Source organism: Gracilimonas sp., from assembly GCF_014762685.1.
GTDB lineage: Bacteria > Bacteroidota > Rhodothermia > Balneolales > Balneolaceae > Gracilimonas.
Genome location: NZ_JABURM010000005.1, coordinates 1,813,861 through 1,831,273, shown reverse-complemented (window position 1 = coordinate 1,831,273; position 17,413 = coordinate 1,813,861). Strand labels below are relative to the sequence as shown.

General features: G+C 44.6%; 13 protein-coding genes. 3 read left to right on the top strand and 10 right to left on the bottom strand.

Annotated features, from left to right (window positions below; translation table 11 throughout):
- Positions 1 to 13: 13 nt before the first annotated feature.
- On the top strand, positions 14 to 2,653 hold the full coding sequence (clpB, locus tag HUJ22_RS08285; RefSeq protein WP_366870933.1) for an ATP-dependent chaperone ClpB: 2,640 nt from the start codon (positions 14 to 16) through the stop codon (positions 2,651 to 2,653).
- 163 nt (positions 2,654 to 2,816) lie between these two features.
- Here the strand turns inward: clpB and HUJ22_RS08280 are convergent, their stop codons facing one another.
- Together HUJ22_RS08280 and HUJ22_RS08275 are read right to left on the bottom strand one after the other, a co-directional pair.
- Positions 2,817 to 5,228 carry an endonuclease MutS2 gene (locus tag HUJ22_RS08280; protein WP_290876106.1) on the bottom strand — a complete coding sequence of 804 codons (2,412 nt, stop codon included), beginning with the start codon at positions 5,226 to 5,228 and terminating at the stop codon, positions 2,817 to 2,819.
- Between the two features lie 192 nt (positions 5,229 to 5,420).
- A complete protein-coding gene (locus tag HUJ22_RS08275) occupies positions 5,421 to 7,424 on the bottom strand; it encodes a TonB-dependent receptor (protein WP_290876104.1) in 2,004 nt (667 codons plus the stop codon).
- A gap of 234 nt (positions 7,425 to 7,658) precedes the next feature.
- On the opposite strand from HUJ22_RS08275, the gene HUJ22_RS08270 reads away from it, so the two are divergent.
- Both HUJ22_RS08270 and HUJ22_RS08265 read left to right on the top strand, forming a co-directional pair.
- Positions 7,659 to 8,444: a PhzF family phenazine biosynthesis protein gene (locus HUJ22_RS08270; RefSeq protein ID WP_290876102.1), complete on the top strand. Its 786-nt coding sequence runs from the start codon at positions 7,659 to 7,661 to the stop codon at positions 8,442 to 8,444.
- Positions 8,437 to 9,249: a sulfite exporter TauE/SafE family protein gene (locus tag HUJ22_RS08265; protein WP_290876100.1), complete on the top strand. Its 813-nt coding sequence runs from the start codon at positions 8,437 to 8,439 to the stop codon at positions 9,247 to 9,249. The genes HUJ22_RS08270 and HUJ22_RS08265 overlap by 8 nt, the downstream gene beginning before the upstream one ends.
- A 10-nt stretch (positions 9,250 to 9,259) precedes the next feature.
- On the opposite strand, the gene HUJ22_RS08260 is transcribed toward HUJ22_RS08265, so the two are convergent.
- The 8 genes from HUJ22_RS08260 to HUJ22_RS08225 form a co-directional block, all read right to left on the bottom strand.
- The gene (locus HUJ22_RS08260) at positions 9,260 to 9,700 is read right to left on the bottom strand and encodes a hypothetical protein (protein ID WP_290876098.1); all 441 of its coding nucleotides are present in this window, start codon (positions 9,698 to 9,700) and stop codon (positions 9,260 to 9,262) included.
- A 255-nt stretch (positions 9,701 to 9,955) separates the two neighbouring features.
- The gene (ftsZ, locus tag HUJ22_RS08255) at positions 9,956 to 11,284 is read right to left on the bottom strand and encodes a cell division protein FtsZ (RefSeq protein WP_290876096.1); all 1,329 of its coding nucleotides are present in this window, start codon (positions 11,282 to 11,284) and stop codon (positions 9,956 to 9,958) included.
- Positions 11,285 to 11,399: 115 nt separating this feature from the next.
- A complete protein-coding gene (gene ftsA, locus HUJ22_RS08250; protein ID WP_290876094.1) occupies positions 11,400 to 12,659 on the bottom strand; it encodes a cell division protein FtsA in 1,260 nt (419 codons plus the stop codon).
- Entirely contained in the window at positions 12,646 to 12,963 is a 318-nt protein-coding gene (locus HUJ22_RS08245; RefSeq protein WP_290876092.1) for a hypothetical protein, read from the bottom strand. Before HUJ22_RS08245 ends, ftsA begins: the two co-directional genes overlap by 14 nt.
- Positions 12,953 to 13,651: a cell division protein FtsQ/DivIB gene (locus tag HUJ22_RS08240; protein WP_290876090.1), complete on the bottom strand. Its 699-nt coding sequence runs from the start codon at positions 13,649 to 13,651 to the stop codon at positions 12,953 to 12,955. The genes HUJ22_RS08245 and HUJ22_RS08240 overlap by 11 nt, the downstream gene beginning before the upstream one ends.
- A gap of 30 nt (positions 13,652 to 13,681) precedes the next feature.
- Complete coding sequence (gene murC, locus HUJ22_RS08235; RefSeq protein WP_366871024.1) at positions 13,682 to 15,055, bottom strand: UDP-N-acetylmuramate--L-alanine ligase; 1,374 nt, start codon at positions 15,053 to 15,055, stop codon at positions 13,682 to 13,684.
- A gap of 61 nt (positions 15,056 to 15,116) precedes the next feature.
- A complete protein-coding gene (gene murG / locus HUJ22_RS08230; protein WP_290876086.1) occupies positions 15,117 to 16,223 on the bottom strand; it encodes an undecaprenyldiphospho-muramoylpentapeptide beta-N-acetylglucosaminyltransferase in 1,107 nt (368 codons plus the stop codon).
- Positions 16,216 to 17,406, bottom strand: a complete 1,191-nt coding sequence (locus HUJ22_RS08225) for a putative peptidoglycan glycosyltransferase FtsW (protein WP_290876084.1) — start codon at positions 17,404 to 17,406, stop codon at positions 16,216 to 16,218. Before HUJ22_RS08225 ends, murG begins: the two co-directional genes overlap by 8 nt.
- Between the last annotated feature and the right edge of the window lie 7 nt (positions 17,407 to 17,413).

The window sequence follows — 17,413 nt, the reverse complement described above, 5'->3', positions numbered from 1 at the left end:
AAGGAGTTTTAATATGAACATGAACAAATTTACACTCAAAGCGCAGGAAGCTGTTCAAAAAGCACTTGAGCTTGCCCAAAGCGGCAATAATCAGGCGGTTGAACCTGCGCATATCTTAAAAGCTTTTTTAAGTGATCAGGAGAGTATTGTAAACACACTTTTAAGTAAACTTGGAGCTAATCCTTCCGCAATAGAAAAAGTAGTGGACAGTACTTTAGAGCGATTGCCAAAAGTGCAGGGTGCCTCTGTATCAGGGCAGTACTTGTCGAACACAAGCAAGGAACTTTTTGATATTGCTCAGAAAGAGGGCAGTAAACTTGGTGATGAGTATATAAGCTCAGAACATATTTTAATGGGTATGGCTAGCATCAAAGGGGAAATTGCCAATTTGCTTAAAGACCAGAATGTTACAAAGGAAAATATTCTGAAAGTATTGAAAGACGTTCGCGGCAATCAAACGGTGGATGATCCCAATGCCGAAAGCAGATACGGTGCTCTTAAAAAATATGCCCGTGACCTGAATGAATTGGCTGAAAAAAATAAGCTTGATCCGGTAATTGGACGTGACCAGGAAATCCGGCGTGTAATGCAGATTTTAACTCGGCGTACCAAGAATAATCCTGTACTAATTGGTGAACCGGGCGTGGGTAAAACCGCGATTGCCGAGGGAATGGCGCTTCGAATTGTACGCGGGGATGTTCCCGAGGGCCTCAAAACAAAACGTATTGTAGCTTTGGATATGGGTTCATTGGTCGCAGGGACGAAATTCCGGGGTGAATTCGAGGAAAGGTTGAAAGCTGTAGTAAAAGATGTATCTGAATCTGACGGGGAAGTAATCCTCTTTATTGATGAAATTCACACTTTGGTTGGAGCCGGTGCTACTGAAGGTGCTATGGATGCGGCCAATATTTTGAAGCCTGCTTTAGCACGAGGAGAACTTCATGCTATTGGCGCCACTACATTGGATGAATACCGCAAATACATCGAAAAAGACAAAGCCCTGGAGCGTCGGCTCCAAACTGTTTTAGTCGGTGAACCTTCCATAGAAGATACGGTTTCTATCTTACGTGGATTGCAGGAACGCTATGAAATGCATCACGGAGTTCGTATTACGGATGCCGCTGTGGTGGCCGCTGCTGAGCTTTCACACCGGTATATAGCTGACCGCTTTCTTCCGGACAAAGCCATCGACTTGATAGACGAAGCCGCATCAAGACTGCGGTTACAAATCGATTCTCTCCCGGAAGAACTGGATGCACTGGAGCGACAAATTCGCCAGCTGGAAATTGAGCGTGAAGCCCTGAAGAGGGAAAAAGACCAATCCAAAATGAAGGGAATTGAAAAGGAGCTAGCCGATTTGGAAGAACAGCGAAAGTCAATGCGCGTGCAGTGGGAACAGGAGCGAGAGCTCATTCAAAAAGTGCGTGAGTTGAAGCAAGCCATCGATACCTCCAGAAACGAAGCAGATAAAGCTGAGCGGCAAGGGAATTATGAGAAGGTAGCTGAATTACGATACGGAACTATCGCTCAGCTTGAAACGGATCTCGAAGAGGCTCAGGATAAACTGGATGAGATGCAGGATAATCAGTCTTTACTTAAAGAAGAAGTGGATGCCGAAGACATCGCTGATATCGTAGCGCGGTGGACCGGAATTCCTGTTCGAAAAATGTTGCAAAGTGAGCGCAAGAAATTGCTTCACCTCGAAGATGAATTACATAAACGAGTGATTGGTCAGGATAAAGCTATTGAAGCCGTTTCGGATGCTGTTCGCAGGTCTCGGGCCGGGTTGCAGGATGAGCAAAAGCCCATTGGTTCGTTCTTCTTCCTTGGTTCAACCGGGGTGGGTAAAACCGAATTGGCTCGTTCATTGGCTGATTTTCTGTTCAATGATGAACAGGCGATGATCCGCATTGATATGAGTGAGTACATGGAAAAGCATAGCGTCAGCCGTTTGGTTGGGGCTCCTCCCGGATACGTGGGCTACGATGAAGGCGGACAGCTTACCGAAGCCGCCCGCCGACATCCATACTCAGTGATTTTGCTGGACGAGATCGAGAAGGCCCATCCGGATGTATTCAACATTCTGTTGCAGGTACTGGATGAAGGCCGCCTTACCGATAACAAAGGCGTGACGGTGGATTTCAAGAATACCATCATCATCATGACCTCCAATATCGGCTCACACCTGATCTCCAATGAAATTGAGAAGTCGGGCGGTAAGATGTCGGACGAGAAATACGAAGAACTGCAGAACAAGCTGATTGATCAACTGAAGCAGACCATTCGTCCCGAGTTTCTGAATCGTGTGGATGATACCATTGTATTCCACCCTCTTGGTCAGGAGCACATCCGCTCCATTGTGGATATTCAGCTTCGAAGAGTGCATGAAATGCTCAGAAAAAGTAATGTTAAACTGGATATTCCCGACAATGTGAAAGATTGGCTGACTGCCCGGGGGTATGACCCGGTTTATGGTGCGCGTCCATTGAAGCGTGTAATCCAGCAGAACATCACCAACAAGCTGGCTTCATTGCTTATCAGCAGGGATGAAGAAGGCCCGGTTCATTATGAAGCCACCATGAGCAAGACCGGAGATGCCATCGAGTTTGCCGAAGTTGTTGAAGATGCGGAGGTATGGGCGGAATCTGAATAAGAATTAAAAATTCAAAATGAAAGATTAAAAATGGGTTGGAGTGTGAACTTCAACCCATTTTTGTTTTGTAATCCCTTCAACTCTTACCTGATCATTATTACGAAGGCAGGAATCTGAAGGTTAGAATTAGATAGAAAATTCAACATTCAAAATCCCCAATTCCTCATTTCAACTCCACAATCGTACAACCCGCTCCCCCTCTCTCAATAGGTGCCGTTTCTACATTTTTCACATCTTTACGAGTATTCAGGTATGATTGAATCTGGCTCCGCAAGATCCCATCCCCCTTTCCGTGAATGATCTCCACCTGATTCATATTTCGGAACACCGCCCGGTCGATGTATTGGGTAACCTCATGCAGGGCATCTTCCGTTCTCATTCCCCGAACCTCCAGGGAGGGCTTAACCATCTCGTTGGTTAAATTACTATCGCCTACAATAATAGATGAACGGGCTTTTGATTTCTTTTCTTTCTTGGGCTGTTCCACTTTAACCAGGTTCTTGTACTTGGTCTTTAGTCGCAAACCACCGGCCTGTACCACCGCATTTTTACCATTGATCTCCACTAATTCCCCGGTTGTATTTCCATCCTTGAAACGAACGTGATCCCCTTTTTTGGGAGGATCGTCCGTAACCTGTTTACGTTCTTCTTTCTTCTCTTCAATCTCTTGCAGCGAGCGGTCAATTTCTTTTTTCTCCTGATCCACTTCTTTGCGGATCTCCTTGATCTCATCTTTATCGGCTTTGTTCTGCTCCACAATCTGCTGGACGGCTCGTTCCACGCGCTGATTAGCCGAGTCCATGATCGACTTTGCTTCCTTCAGCGCCTTCTCACGGATCTTCTCTTTGTCTTTTTCAATGGCCTGAATTTTATTCTCAAACTTCTTCCGTTCCGATTCTGCCTTGGCCTGTAGGGAGGTGTATTTTTCCTTTAATTCAGCCGCCTGCTGTGATTTCGTCTCCAATTCAGTGATCAGTGATTCCATCCTATTCTTGGCTTCTCCCAGCAGCACCCGGGCTCGTTTCAGTACTTCTTCATTCAGGTTCATGCGCTGGGCAATTTCAAAAGCATAACTGCTTCCCGGAATACCCTTTTTGAATTTATAGGTGGGAGAGAGGGAAGATTGGTCGAATTCCATAGACCCATTCACGGCTAAAGGATGTTCATGTGCAAATACTTTAAGCGAACCGTGATGGGTGGTTACGATCACCTTACAGTCTTGTTCCAGCATCCGTTCGATGAACGACTGAAACAGTGCTCCGCCTTCCTCCGGATCAGTGCCGGCAGCAGCTTCATCGATTAACACTAAACTACCTGGCTCAAACTGTTTCACGGTTTCTCGCATCCATTGCAGCCGGGATGAGAAGGTACTTAGGTCATCTTCAATGGATTGATCATCGCCCATATCTACATAAATCCCTGAGAAGATGGGAAGTTCGGAAGTTGGGTTGGCAGGCACGCCAAACCCGGATTGCATCATCATGGACAATAAGCCCACGGTTTTCATGGCTACCGATTTACCCCCGGCATTGGGCCCGGTGATCATCAGGCAGCGTTCGTCTTCTTCCAGCTTCATGAACAGCGGAATGATTTTCTCGCGATTTTCCTTTTTTCGGATACTCAGGTTTTTGAGCCGGAGAATGGGATTGTAGGCTTCCTTCACACTAAGGTAATTTTTCTCGGCGATGATCGGGATTTGTCCTTCCAGCTTTTTAGTGAGTTTTGCTTTTGCTGCGATCACATCAAGTTCTGCAAGGCATAAGGTATTTTGATCAATATACTCGGCGTTTTGGCGTACATGTCTGGTCAGTTCTTTCAGGATACGTTCAATTTCGCGTTGTTCCTCGGCCTCGAACTGACGAATCTCGTTGTTCATATTCAGCGCTTCCACCGGCTCAATGTACACCGTTTGTCCGCTCGCGGAAACATCATGCACAAATCCTTGGAACTTTCGTTTGAATTCAGCCTGAATCGGGATCACCATACGTCCGTTACGGATAGTAGCACCCTCATCGGAAGTCATACCATCTTTGGAGGCCTTATTCATAGCCCGGTTGATAGTTCCCCGGAGGTCGCTTTTTCGCTTGTTCAGTTTTCGGCGAATGGATTGTAATTCCGGACTCGCATCGTCCCGCAATTCTCCATACTCTGTCACCTTCTCCTTAATGTTTTTTTCGAGCTCCTTCATCGGGATGAGTCCTTCCGAAACTTTTAAAAGCCGGGGATAGGTATCCTCTCTGGCTTTCAGGAATTTCTTTACCTGTCGTGATGCTGAACAAATTTTCAACACATCCACAAAAGCGGGAAGGGGGATGAGGCTACCTTCGGCTTTGGATTGTGATAAGTAGTCGCGAACCTCGGGAAATTCTCTTAGTGGAAAAGGATCGGGATCGGCGATGATCTCCAGCATTTCAGCTGTTTGTCCGGTAAGCAGTTGTACCCGCTGTAAATTTGAGGAAGGTTTTAAAGTTTCCATCAATTCCTCAGAGCGAACCGATTGCGTCAGCTCCAGTGTGGCCTGACGGATATGCTCAAAACCAAGTTTATCTAAAAGGGAATTGGGGTACAGTTTCATGAAATGGATTTGGAGTGAAATTACAGACCTTTAAAGATAAAGTTAGTACGGCTCGTTCCCAAGCTAAACACTGTAATGGAACACGGATGAGGCGGATGATTTGATAATCGCGGATCGATAAAGTTAGATCAAATAAAAAACGCATGAATATGCACATACAAATTCATGCGTTTAATCAAACCTAAAATACAATTAAAGACTGTATTTAACTCCGCCAAGTACCCATCTTCCGGGCATGGGAGCACCGAGGATCTCTTGGTATTGTGTGTCTGTAACATTCAGGATCTGAGTGTAGATCTGGAAGTTATTCCCGAATGGTTTGTATCCCACCTTTAAATTGGTCAGGAAATATTGGTTGGGTACTTCAGCGTTTATCAGTGCCTCAGCTTCTTCCGAACGCACGTTGAATTGAGACTGTGACTGTACGGAAAGATTGCCGCCCGTTAAAGACAAATCAAGACTAACCTGATGCGATGGGTGGTTGGCAATGTAGCGGGAAACCGTATTTTGATCACTTGTTGTTTTGATATAGGTATAACCTGCTTCGGTTCTTAACGCCACACTTGATCCCAAATCAGAAGTAAGGGCCGATAAAAATTCTATACCGACCACATCAGATTCTGAAATGTTGGACGCATAGAAATATTCTTCACCGTCTTGCAAGTTATCTGCATTATCGATGTTATTAGAATTCGTCAGAGCGTAATCAATCAGGTTTGATGAACTCCGATAAAAGGCCGTTGGTGAGATCCTCAGGTTGTTGGTTGGGGTCCAGTCCAGGCCAAGATCAAAAGTGGTGGATTCTTCCGGAAGCAGATCAGGATTCCCAATATTTCGTCCGGGAGTGAGATTTGGAATCTCATGAGAAATATAACGCTCAGTGAAATCGCCTTCACGGAGAGCCTGTCCAATAGAAGTTCTGATATTCAGGGTTCCCATGTCATAAGCCGCACTGATCTGCGGAAGGAAAGAAAGATCGCTTATGGGATTGAACTGTAGTCTAAGGCTGGTGGTCACACTCAACCCAAAGCCATAGTTCATGGTGTGGATACCGTACACTCCCCAGGAGGTGTTTTCATGATCACCCCGGTCGGTACTTTCGATCTGTTTATTTAGGATCTGACCGCCGATCATAAATCGCATGTAATTCAATGACTCGGAAACCGAATTCAATTGATCATTATTCAATTCATATTGATGAGAAGCATTCAGAAATAGTTGTTGTGTTTGATGCTCATTCGGCGGAATACCAAGAGTACCGGAATTAAAATCAAACACATCTTCCACATCCCGGTAAGAGGCATTGATCTCAGTGCGGTGATTCCCATTATCGTAGGTTAATGCAGAAAGTGCCCACCGGCTGTCGATCTTTTCTACCGATTCGTCATAGATACTTCTCGTGTAAAAATAACGGGCATTGAAATCACGATTCTCGATCCCTGAACGTACATACCAATTCCAGTTTTCAGCTAAGTTTACTGAAAGGGCAGCCGACAGGTTCATCATATCAAAATAGGTGTTATAGTTCTCTTCCGGGGAAACACCCTGCTCAAATCCGGGGTTCGAAAACTGTTCTCCATCAGATGAAGCCGTTCTGAAAGAGGTGCTGAATCGAATATTTTTTTTGGCAACACCTGCGGTTGCATCAATGATGCGCAGGTCATTTTCACCGGCTGAAACGTCAAGATTAGCTCGGGGTTGAAATTCTTCAGGGGCTTCAACTTCTTTCATCATGTACGCCTTGGTTTTTATGTGTACCACACCACCCACGGCATCAGCTCCAAAAGAGGTGCTTGCCGGGCCACGGATCAACTCGATTTGGGCGATCTCAGAAAGCGCAACCGGGATATTGGTATTGAAGTGGGCAGTCAGAGGATCGTTTAAAGGTGTGTTATCCAAAAGGAACATCACCTGCGAAAAGGTGCTTCCGCGTACACCAACATCTGCTTGCACGCCGAAACCTGCGCGGCCGTTTATATTGATGCCGGGAAGACTGCGGAGAAGCTCATCCACCGACTGTACCGGCATTTCACCGATCTGTTCTGCAGTGATCACCGAAACATTCTTTCCGCTTTCCGAAATGGAGGTAGTGATTCTTGATGCAGTAACATCGATAGAATCAAGTTCAGCCTTGATCTGAGCTTTAGGGGATTCAATTAATAGAAATAATAATAGTAGGGTTAATAAATATCTCATAGGTTATAATGATTAAATAGTAGTTAGATCGCCGCAAAGATAAGGGAGATGGCAGGGTATATGCGAATTAGAATCCCATGGAACGAGTGGTACACTTAAGGGTTTAATTAATTATTAAATGCCCCTACATTCAGAGGTAATTTAAAATGAAAGATTTAAAATTAAGAATGGGTTTTTGAGTTCCACAGTTCAAGAAGACTTACTTTTTAATTTTAAATATGAAATTATTAGATCATGAGTTTATCCATTTATCAAGTTGATGCGTTTACATCCGAATTATTTACCGGGAATCCGGCTGCTGTGGTTCCTTTAGAGGAATGGCTGACAGATGAACAAATGCAGGATATTGCTGCTGAAAACAATCTCTCCGAAACAGCCTTTTTTGTGAAAGAGGGCAATAGTTATCGCTTGCGGTGGTTTACCCCGACAGTGGAAGTGGATCTTTGCGGGCACGCCACGCTTGCCACAGCTCATGTGTTATTTGAAGAACTTGACTACTCAGAGGATGAGATCGTGTTTAAAACCCGAAGTGGTTTGCTTACAGTTGGCAAAAAAGGGGGAAGACTACTGATGAATTTCCCTGCAGATCATATGGAAAAAGCTGAAGCTCCGGATGTTCTTTTCAAAGCTCTGGGAATTCTCAAAACGCCCGAAGTATTTAAATCCGATGATTACATGGTAGTGCTGAATTCGGAGGAAGAAGTTGCAGCATTAAACCCTGACATTAAGATGCTGAGTGAAGTAGAAGCACGTGGAATTATTGTCACAGCTCCGGGTGATGAAGTTGATTTTGTGTCCCGTTTTTTTGCTCCGCAATCAGGAGTGGATGAAGACCCGGTTACCGGTTCGGCTCATACCAAAAGTACTCCATACTGGAGTAAAAAATTAGGTAAAGACGAATTGAAAGCCCGACAGATCTCTAAGCGTGGAGGAGATCTTATTTGCACGATGAAAGGAGATCGGGTGGAGATATCCGGTGAGGCCGTCACTTATTTAAAAGGGGAGATCACTTTTGCTTGAGCTTCTGCTTCTTTTATTGGTTGGATTGGTAGCGGGAATTCTAGCCGGGTTGCTTGGAATAGGCGGTGGGATCATTTTCACTCCTGTCCTTTTCTTTTTATTTGATGGGGCCGGAGTCGAAAACCCGGTACTCTGGACGGTGGCTTCCGGTTTGTTTTGTACGTTCATAGCCGCTTCAGGAAGTATTGTACGCCAATATCTGCAGGATAATATATTTTGGGGTGAAGGAATTAAGTTGGGCTTGATGGGAGTAATTGGTGTTTATGCAGGTAAATTGGTGATTACTTCTCCGTATTACAACCGAACCGAATTCGTGATCTTTTTCTCGATAATGTTGTTGTATGTTGCATACATGATGTTCGGAAGGGGTAAAGACAAGAAAGATGAATTTGACCGGGAGTTTGAACCATTGAAGTTGCAGCAATCGTTTATTACAGGTGGCTGTGGCGGATTTGTAGCTGCCCTTGCCGGAGTTGGCGGGGGCGGGGTGATGGTGCCCATTATGAATTTATTTTATAAACAGCCCTTCAGAAAAGCAGTAAGTGTATCCCATCTGGCGATGATACTCATGGTTACTACCGGCTGGCTGCAGCTTGCCTTTGAACCGGGTGCTATTTCGGGCCTTACAGAATTTTCGGTCGGTTATGTGGATTTTGGAGCGGCCTTTCCGCTGGCTATCGGCGGACTCATCGGAGGTTTTGGGGGAGCTTATCTCAACCAAAAGATCAAAAGAAAATACCTGCAGTGGGGTTTTGCAGTGTTAGCTGTAGCTATGGCGGGTCGGTTGGTGTATTCTATTTTATGATAAATTGATTCTAAAACCTTATCCTCAGGCCTGCTCCGCCATTTATATCAAAATCGGAGCTGGTTTCAGGTACGATGGGGAGAGTGGGTACCAGTTCAAAAAATAAACTGAGTCGCTTGGCCACATTAAATTGAAGACCGATCGGAATGCGGGCGGCTAATTGGGTCTCATTATTCATTATTAATCGTCCACCCAAACCGGTATAAAATGCTGGACCTGACTGATTCCAAAAATGCCAGAGATGATCAGAGTGAATGTGCATATTTCCGGACTCACCCAGTGACCATGCCACTCCAAAGTCTATCGCTGTTCTCCCGGATGCCCAGAATTTCGCACTAACTCCGGTCGGTTCCCCAATAATAACACCCAGCTCTGTACTTTGAGCGTTTGCATTATGGTTCATCGAAAGTAAAAATGCAACAAACAAGAACAAAATAAGCAGATTTCTCATAGCATATGTTAGATTATTAAACAGGTTTTATTTGAATCCATTCTTACACAGACCTAAATAATTTTGTTCCAATACAGAAATTGCAAAAAAGTAAGAAACAAGCAGGTATTAAAAAGAAAAGGCTCCCTATCAAGGAGCCTTTTCTGTTGTTAGCAATCTATAGCTCTAATGAAGCTATAATCCAGTAAAATCAGTGGTTCTCAGAGGTACCACTCCCATGGTACCGGGTTGAGAACCGATATCAATAACAATTCCTTAATCCATGATTTTACGGAGAAAGGCCGGCTGCTCGGTATCATCCTTACGGATGCGTTCCGTGCGGCTTTGGAAAGGCGCTATATTATCTTGCGCTTCGTTGTTTTGCTCTTCTTCCTCAGGAACTTCGATGTTTTCTTCCTGCTTGCGAACGTTTAGATCACGACGCAGATAAGAAGGAGTATCCAGTTTTTTGAGGTTGTTTTCCCCTTTGTAATAGTCGCCTGTTCCTCTTGGGAATCGATTTGGTACATCCGATTCTTTCTTGGACTTTTGAATATTGACCTGAGCATTTTGAGCCGCTTTATTCAAAGAAGGTTCTTTACTTCCGGCCACTTTAGCCGAGGAGCGATCTTCTGCCAATTCGAAACCTGTAGAGATCACCGTCACGCGGATTTCATCTCCAAAAGTTTCATCCAATACCGTACCTAAAATGATCTCGGCATTTTCACCGGCTTCTTCATGGATGATATTGGTAGCTGTTGTGGTTTCACGCATTCCAAGGTTAGATCCGGCTGAAATATTCACCAATACATTTCGTGCACCGCGAATACTTACTCCGTCTAACAGTGGAGAGTTAATAGCTGCCCGTGCTGCTTTCTCAGCTCTGTCAGGACCTTCAGCTGTAGCTGAGCCCATAATGGCTGCACCCCCGTCGCTCATGGTTGTGCGAACATCAGCAAAGTCAAGGTTGATGAGTCCGGGCATGAGAATCAGGTCGCTGATACCGCGTGTTGCGTTGTAAAGTACCTCATTCGCCATCGCAAAGGCTTCCATCAGGGAAGTGTTTTCGTCGGCAATGTCGAGAAGCCGCTCATTGGGGATCACTATTACCGTATCGCAATTTTTCTTGAGCTCGGTGATTCCTTCCAGGGCATATTTTTTACGAACTTTGCCCTCACATTCAAATGGGGTAGTGATGATACCCACGGTTAAAATTCCACGGCGTTTGGCGATTCCAGCCACCACAGGAGCTCCCCCAGTTCCGGTTCCGCCACCCATGCCTGCCGTTACAAATACCATATCGGCATTTTCAATGGATTCTTCAATTTCATGACGGTTTTCTTCCACCGCCTCACGCCCGATCTCGGGACGTGCCCCGGCGCCAAGTCCGTTGGTAAGGGCCGAACCCACCTGGATCTTGATATCCGCCATGCTGTTTTTTAGTGCCTGGGCATCGGTATTCAGTGCGATATACTCCACACTTTCGAGCCCCATATTAATCATATTGTTAATGGCGTTTCCGCCACCGCCGCCTACGCCGATCACTTTGATCTTAGCGTTTTCCTGGCTCTGTTCGTCGAAAAAGAAACGTGAATTGTTAGCCATGATAACTCCTATTTGAGTTGTTGATTTACTGGATTGTTATTGTTGTAGATGATTGCGTTTGGAATTACATCCGTCAGACGGATTCATTCCCTTGTGTTGATTGCTGATTTTACTTTTAAAGTTCTTTGAACCAACTCTTCATGCGCTCGGTGATTTTCTGCATCACCTGCTCAACATTGGTTCCTTTTGATGATGTGGGTATCATCGTTTGATTATTAGCGGTTCCTGAACGAAGGGCGTGCATAACCAAGCCTACGCCGGTAGCATAGATTGGGCTGTTTACTTCTTCCTTCAGTCCACCTGTGATGCCCAGAGGAATTCCTACCTTGGCATCCAGTCCTAAAATTTCGTTTGCCAGCGGACAGATATTTTTAATCAATGATCCGCCACCGGTAATGACTACTCCGGCACTCATTGAATCTGCATATCCGCTGCGTTTAACTTCAATGCCTACGATTTCCAGGATCTCTTCCATTCGGGCCTGAACAATCTTAGCGAGAATACTTTTAGTTATTTCTTTGGGCGGGCGTCCTGCAATTCCCGGTACTGTGATAACCTCATCTTCCTCGATCAGGTCTGCATAACTTTCGCCATGTTTACGTTTAAGGGTTTCAGCCTGATCGTCAAGCACGCTGAGTCCGAGCCGGATATCATCGGTTACTTTTTGCCCGGCAATGGCGACTACTGCCGTATGTCGTATCGTATTGTCCTGGAAAATGGCGAGATCGGTAGTACCGCCCCCGATATCCACTAATACCACGCCAGCTTCTTTTTCTTCTTCATCCAATACAGAGTAGGAGGAAGCAAGGGGTTCAAGAATTAAGTCAGCTACCTGGTAACCGGCTCTTTCCACGCAGCGATACATGTTCTTAGCCGCGGAAACAAGGCCTGTAATAATGTGAACTTCGGCTTCCATACGCATGCCGCTCATTCCAACCGGATCGCTAATGCCATCCTGACCATCCACCACAAATTCCTGCGGAATTACATGTAGAATTTGCTGGTCGGTTGGCAGCATAATACGCTGGCAGTCTTCAAGCAGTCGCTCTACATCTTTGGCGGTAATTTCGTTGTCTTTGTTGTTGATGGTGATTACGCCTTTGCTTCTCATGCTTCGGATATGATCCCCGGCGATACCTACATTCACTGAATTTACCTGTATGCCGGAAGCCAGTTCTGCCTGGGCAATGGCATCTTTAATAGCATTAACGGTTTTGTCTATATTTACCACAACTCCACGGTTCAGGCCGTCGCTGTGAGCTTTACCCACCCCGAGAATGTGAATACGTTCCTGTTCATCGATTGAGGCTACGATTGCGCAAATTTTGGTGGTCCCGATATCCAGGCCTACCATTATATTTTCATGTTCTTCCATGACGATCCGCTGTGTTTTGATTGATTGCTAAAGTTTTTTCTTCGAATATTTCCCTGAAGCTGCTGCTAAGGACGTATGGTCTTAAGTCTTTACAGTTTGTTGCTATGGCTGCATAAAAGTCTAAGACTGAATCTTCCTTCAGTAAACCATCCTTTGGGGCATTTAAAAGGGTCTGCAACAGGATCTCTGTTCGCACCAGATTCTTTGCTTTGGTAGCATCAGCTGATATTGAGCCCTTTTTGGTTTTTAGCAAAGAATATCCCTGTACTTCAGAAAATGATATGTGATCAAAATTAAATTTCATGGGTTACCACCTGATTTGTAAACCGGAGATCAACCTGACGCATAGCATCGATGCCTTTGGTGCGGATCACTTCTGTATAAAAAGCTTTCCAGTTCTCCAGTTTGATTTCAAATTCATTACGTCCAAAAAGCAGCTTGACTCCATTTTCATGGCTCAATGCTACCACACCGGCGGTTTCATCGAAAACCACTTCACTGATAGTGGCCCAGGCAAATCCGTTAATTTTGGCTTTCATTAAAAAATCTCTGACTTGTACAAATGATTCAGCTTTAATGGTATCTGATGATGCGGCACTGTATCCATAGAGCAAGGGTACATCTTGTGTTTTGCCTTCTAATATGGGAAGGCGTACACCTTCTGCATCTACATATTTTCGACTTGAACCGTTAACCAGTAAAGCTATGGGCTGACGTTCTCTGATATTGAGCCTTAAATTTCCGTTGGGTTCGATGTACGGCATTACTGATCGGACATATGTCAAACTTTCAACCCTCCGGATTACTTCATTAAGATTAAGGCTGTCAGGTTTTACACCGAAAGGGATAGCGGCTGCTTCTTTTATTTCTTCATAGGATGTAAATGTAAGGTCATTTACTTTTACCTCCTGTATAGTCACATTTTGAGTCCAATACATTGCAGCAAGCACAGCAATGCCGGTCACCATCATAATGGCGGTTATCCAGGGCATTAAGCTTTTATTTGTAGTTTTATTACTCAACTACTTTCCTTTTGGTTTGAATGTTTTTGATTTCAGCGCTTCTACAAATTCTTCACCGAACCGGTAAATGTCGCCGGCTCCCATGGTGATAATGATATCTCCGGCTTTTGAAATTTCTTTAAGAGTTTCGGTTACTTTCTCTTTATCCTCCACATACATCACATTCTTATGCCCGTATTGTATGGCTGTATCTGCAATTAATTTCCCTGTTACTCCTTCAATGGGTTTTTCGCGGGAAGGGTAAACATCTGTCACAATAAGTAACTCAGCGTCAAAGAAAGAGAGCCCAAAATCCTTATATAAATCTTGAGTTCGGGAATATAAATGAGGTTGAAATACCGCAACGACCCTGCGATCCGGCCATCCTTTCCGTGCTGCCTGTAGTGTTGCCTGTACTTCTGTAGGGTGATGGGCATAATCATCTATGACCATACAGCCGTTGTCATATTTGAGCTGAAATCTTCGGAATACTCCGTCAAACCGTTCAATGCCTTTTTTGATTAGTTTAAAATCAATACCCAGTTCAATTCCTGTTGCAATAGAAGCCAGTGCATTTTTTACGTTATGCTCGCCCGGCGCTTTTAGCGTAATAACTCCAAGTTTTTCACCTTCATGTACTACTGTAAAGGTACTGGTAAAAGCATCTACACGGATATCGATTGCCCGAAGTTGAGCTTGAGGAGTTATTCCATAGGTGATGACCCTTTTTTCAAGATTTGGCAAAATACTGCGCACATTTGGGTCATCCAGGCATACAATAACCGCTCCGTAAAACGGTACTTTGTTTGCATAGTCAATAAACGCCTGTTTTACATCTTCCAAATCATCATAAATGTCCAGGTGTTCGGCTTCAATATTCGTAATAATCGCAATTGAAGGGGAGAGACGGAGGAATGTTCGGTCGAATTCATCGGCTTCAACCACAATTAAATCACCTTTTCCAACTACAGCGTTGGTTTTGTCAAAACTGTGGACTTTCCCTCCGACGATAATGGTTGGATCATAGTTTCCGTCTTGGGTCACGTGCCCTACCATAGTTGTGGTTGTAGTTTTTCCATGTGTTCCGGCCACTCCGATACCAAACTTCATTTTCATCAATTCGGCCAGCATTTCTGCTCGTTTAATAGTGGGGATACGGTTTTCAGTGGCAGCTTTAGTTTCTACATTATCATCAGCTTTCACGGCACTGGTGTAAACCACAACATCTGCGCCTTCGATATATTCGGCCTTATGTCCTTTATGAACGACGGCGCCGAGTTCCTGAAGTCGCTTCGTAGTTTCGGTTTCTGCACCGTCTGATCCGGTTACCTTATAACCGCGCTGTAATAGGATTTCGGCCATCCCGCTCATACCAATTCCACCTATACCCACCATATGGATATGCTTGGTTTTGCCAAAAACGGGTTGTGTCTCGATGCGTTTTTCCACTGTTATTTTATAACTTCGATTTTGCGATTTCTAAAATTTCTTTAGCAATTAGTTTTGCTGCGTCAGGTTTTGCCAGGTTCAATGCTGCTTGGTTCATGCGTTTAAGGTTTTCCTGATCGTAGATCAATTGTTCTACTAATTCTGTCATAGTCTCTTTCATAGCATTATCCTCCAACAATTTAGATGCACCGGCATCTACCATTGCTTTTGCGTTTTGTGTCTGGTGATCACCCGCAACATTGGGTGAGGGTACCAAAACACTTGGTTTGCCCGTTAGCATTAATTCTGAGCAGGAACTTGCTCCGGCTCTGCTGATTACCAAATCTGCCGCCGCATATGCTTCCGCCATATTATCGAGGAAAGCCGTGAGCCGCAGGTTGTCCAAATTTTTCTTTTTGATTCCTGTTGAAAGCTCATCATAATATCGAGCTCCGCATTGCCAGATGATTTGCAAACCGATTTGGTCATGCAGTGCTTCAATGTTTGCTTTCATTGCTTCATTGATGGTTTTTGCGCCTCCGCTTCCTCCCATTACAAGTAAAACAGGTTTATCATCGGTAAACCCAAAAGCGTCTAAAGCGTTGGATTTGTTTGCTCCAATCAATGTGGCCCGGGTTGGGTTTCCGGTTACCTGCGTTTTTTCTTCGGGGAAGAAGTGGTCTGCTTGTTTAAAGGCGGTAAATATTTTGACGGCAAATTTTGCCAACAATCGGTTGGTGACACCCGGAAAGCTGTTCTGTTCCTGTATCACAACCGGAATATCTTTTTTGCCGGCAACCCATGCGACAGGCCCTGCGGCATATCCGCCACAGGAAATAACCACATGGGGCTTATATCCTGAGAGAATTCTTAAGCTTTGAATCAAGCTTGTGATCAATTTCACAGGAAATATCAAATTCTTTAAAGTAAACCGTCGGTGGAATCCACTTATCCAAACATTTCGGATATCATATCCGGATTTAGGCACAGCGTCCCATTCCATATGATCTTTAGTCCCTACAAATAGGATCTCGGTATCAGGGTTTTCAGCTTTCAAAGCATCTGCAATTGCGATGGCAGGATACACATGACCGCCCGTACCACCTGCTGCCAATAAAATTCTTGGACTATCCATAGAACAGGGTCCTCCGATCCCGGTTATGTTTCGAGATATTGAGGAGAATTCCGACCATCAGCCCGGCAAACAACATGCTGGTACCTCCGTAGCTTACAAAAGGCATAGGAAGTCCCGTTACGGGAAGAATACCGCTGGCAACACCGGCATTTACAAATCCGTAAAAAACGATAGTAAGTGTACACGCCACTGCCAACAGCGACCCAAGGTTGTCTTCGGCATTTCTGGCAATGAACACTACGCCACGAAATAAAATCACAGTAAAAAAGAATATAAGCGACATCGCACCAATTAGTCCGTATTCTTCGGCGATGATTGCAAAAATGAAATCGTTATAAGGAGCAGGTAGAAAGTCACGTTGGGAGCTTTTGCCAATTCCCACACCAATCAATTCACCTTTGGCAATGGCAATATGAGCCTGTTGAGCCTGATAGCCGCTTCCCTGTAGAATGTGTTCGCTTGGGATATCCTTAATTTGGGTGATGTATTGATTGATGCGGTCTTGCCTGTTGCCGGATTGGCTTAACAATAACATGCCTCCTAATATCCCAACGGTAATCAATGTGCCAAGTTGTATTACACTCACTCTCCCTATAAACATCAATACCAAGCAGATCCCCAGTAAAATGGCTGCGCTGCTGAAGTCTTCAATACCGATGAGTCCGCAAGTCAAAATCACCCAAAACATGATGGGGAGGAAGGTCTTTTTAAAATCTTTAATGTATTCTTGTTTTTCACTCAGCAATACACATACATGTATGATAAGAGAAACAGTTGCAACCATGGAAGGTTGAAAGGAAAATCCGGCTACATTCAGCCAACGTTTTGCTCCAAACTGTTCTGTTCCAAAAGCAAGTACCGCAAATAATAGAAACAGGCTTATTACCATCCCGATACGGCTGAATTTGGCGATGGTATGATAGTTTATTTTTGAGAAGATGAGCATCACGAAGAAGGCAATACCTAATTTCACCATATGACCGATGATCAGTTGCCCGGCTGTAGTTGATTTTGTTTCGGCAAAAAAGGCAATGGATGAATACACCGCTAATAACCCAAAGGTCATCAGGATAACAACCGACATCAATAAATACCGATCGCTGCCTTGCTTGCGCGTATCAATATCTTCAGCGGAAGTGCCGATGATGTTGGAAATATTGCTATGTGGACTGGTGTATATCATTAATTAC

What these genes read in the sequence shown, in the direction of transcription:
- clpB (WP_366870933.1), top strand. Translation starts at nt 14, where the DNA reads ATGAACATGAACAAATTTACACTCAAAGCGCAGGAAGCTGTTCAAAAA.
- HUJ22_RS08280 (WP_290876106.1), bottom strand. Translation starts at nt 5,228, where the DNA reads ATGAAACTGTACCCCAATTCCCTTTTAGATAAACTTGGTTTTGAGCAT.
- HUJ22_RS08275 (WP_290876104.1), bottom strand. Translation starts at nt 7,424, where the DNA reads ATGAGATATTTATTAACCCTACTATTATTATTTCTATTAATTGAATCC.
- HUJ22_RS08270 (WP_290876102.1), top strand. Translation starts at nt 7,659, where the DNA reads ATGAGTTTATCCATTTATCAAGTTGATGCGTTTACATCCGAATTATTT.
- HUJ22_RS08260 (WP_290876098.1), bottom strand. Translation starts at nt 9,700, where the DNA reads ATGAGAAATCTGCTTATTTTGTTCTTGTTTGTTGCATTTTTACTTTCG.
- ftsZ (WP_290876096.1), bottom strand. Translation starts at nt 11,284, where the DNA reads ATGGCTAACAATTCACGTTTCTTTTTCGACGAACAGAGCCAGGAAAAC.
- ftsA (WP_290876094.1), bottom strand. Translation starts at nt 12,659, where the DNA reads ATGGAAGAACATGAAAATATAATGGTAGGCCTGGATATCGGGACCACC.
- HUJ22_RS08245 (WP_290876092.1), bottom strand. Translation starts at nt 12,963, where the DNA reads ATGAAATTTAATTTTGATCACATATCATTTTCTGAAGTACAGGGATAT.
- HUJ22_RS08240 (WP_290876090.1), bottom strand. Translation starts at nt 13,651, where the DNA reads ATGCCCTGGATAACCGCCATTATGATGGTGACCGGCATTGCTGTGCTT.
- murC (WP_366871024.1), bottom strand. Translation starts at nt 15,055, where the DNA reads ATGGTGGGTATAGGTGGAATTGGTATGAGCGGGATGGCCGAAATCCTA.
- murG (WP_290876086.1), bottom strand. Translation starts at nt 16,223, where the DNA reads ATGGATAGTCCAAGAATTTTATTGGCAGCAGGTGGTACGGGCGGTCAT.
- HUJ22_RS08225 (WP_290876084.1), bottom strand. Translation starts at nt 17,406, where the DNA reads ATGATATACACCAGTCCACATAGCAATATTTCCAACATCATCGGCACT.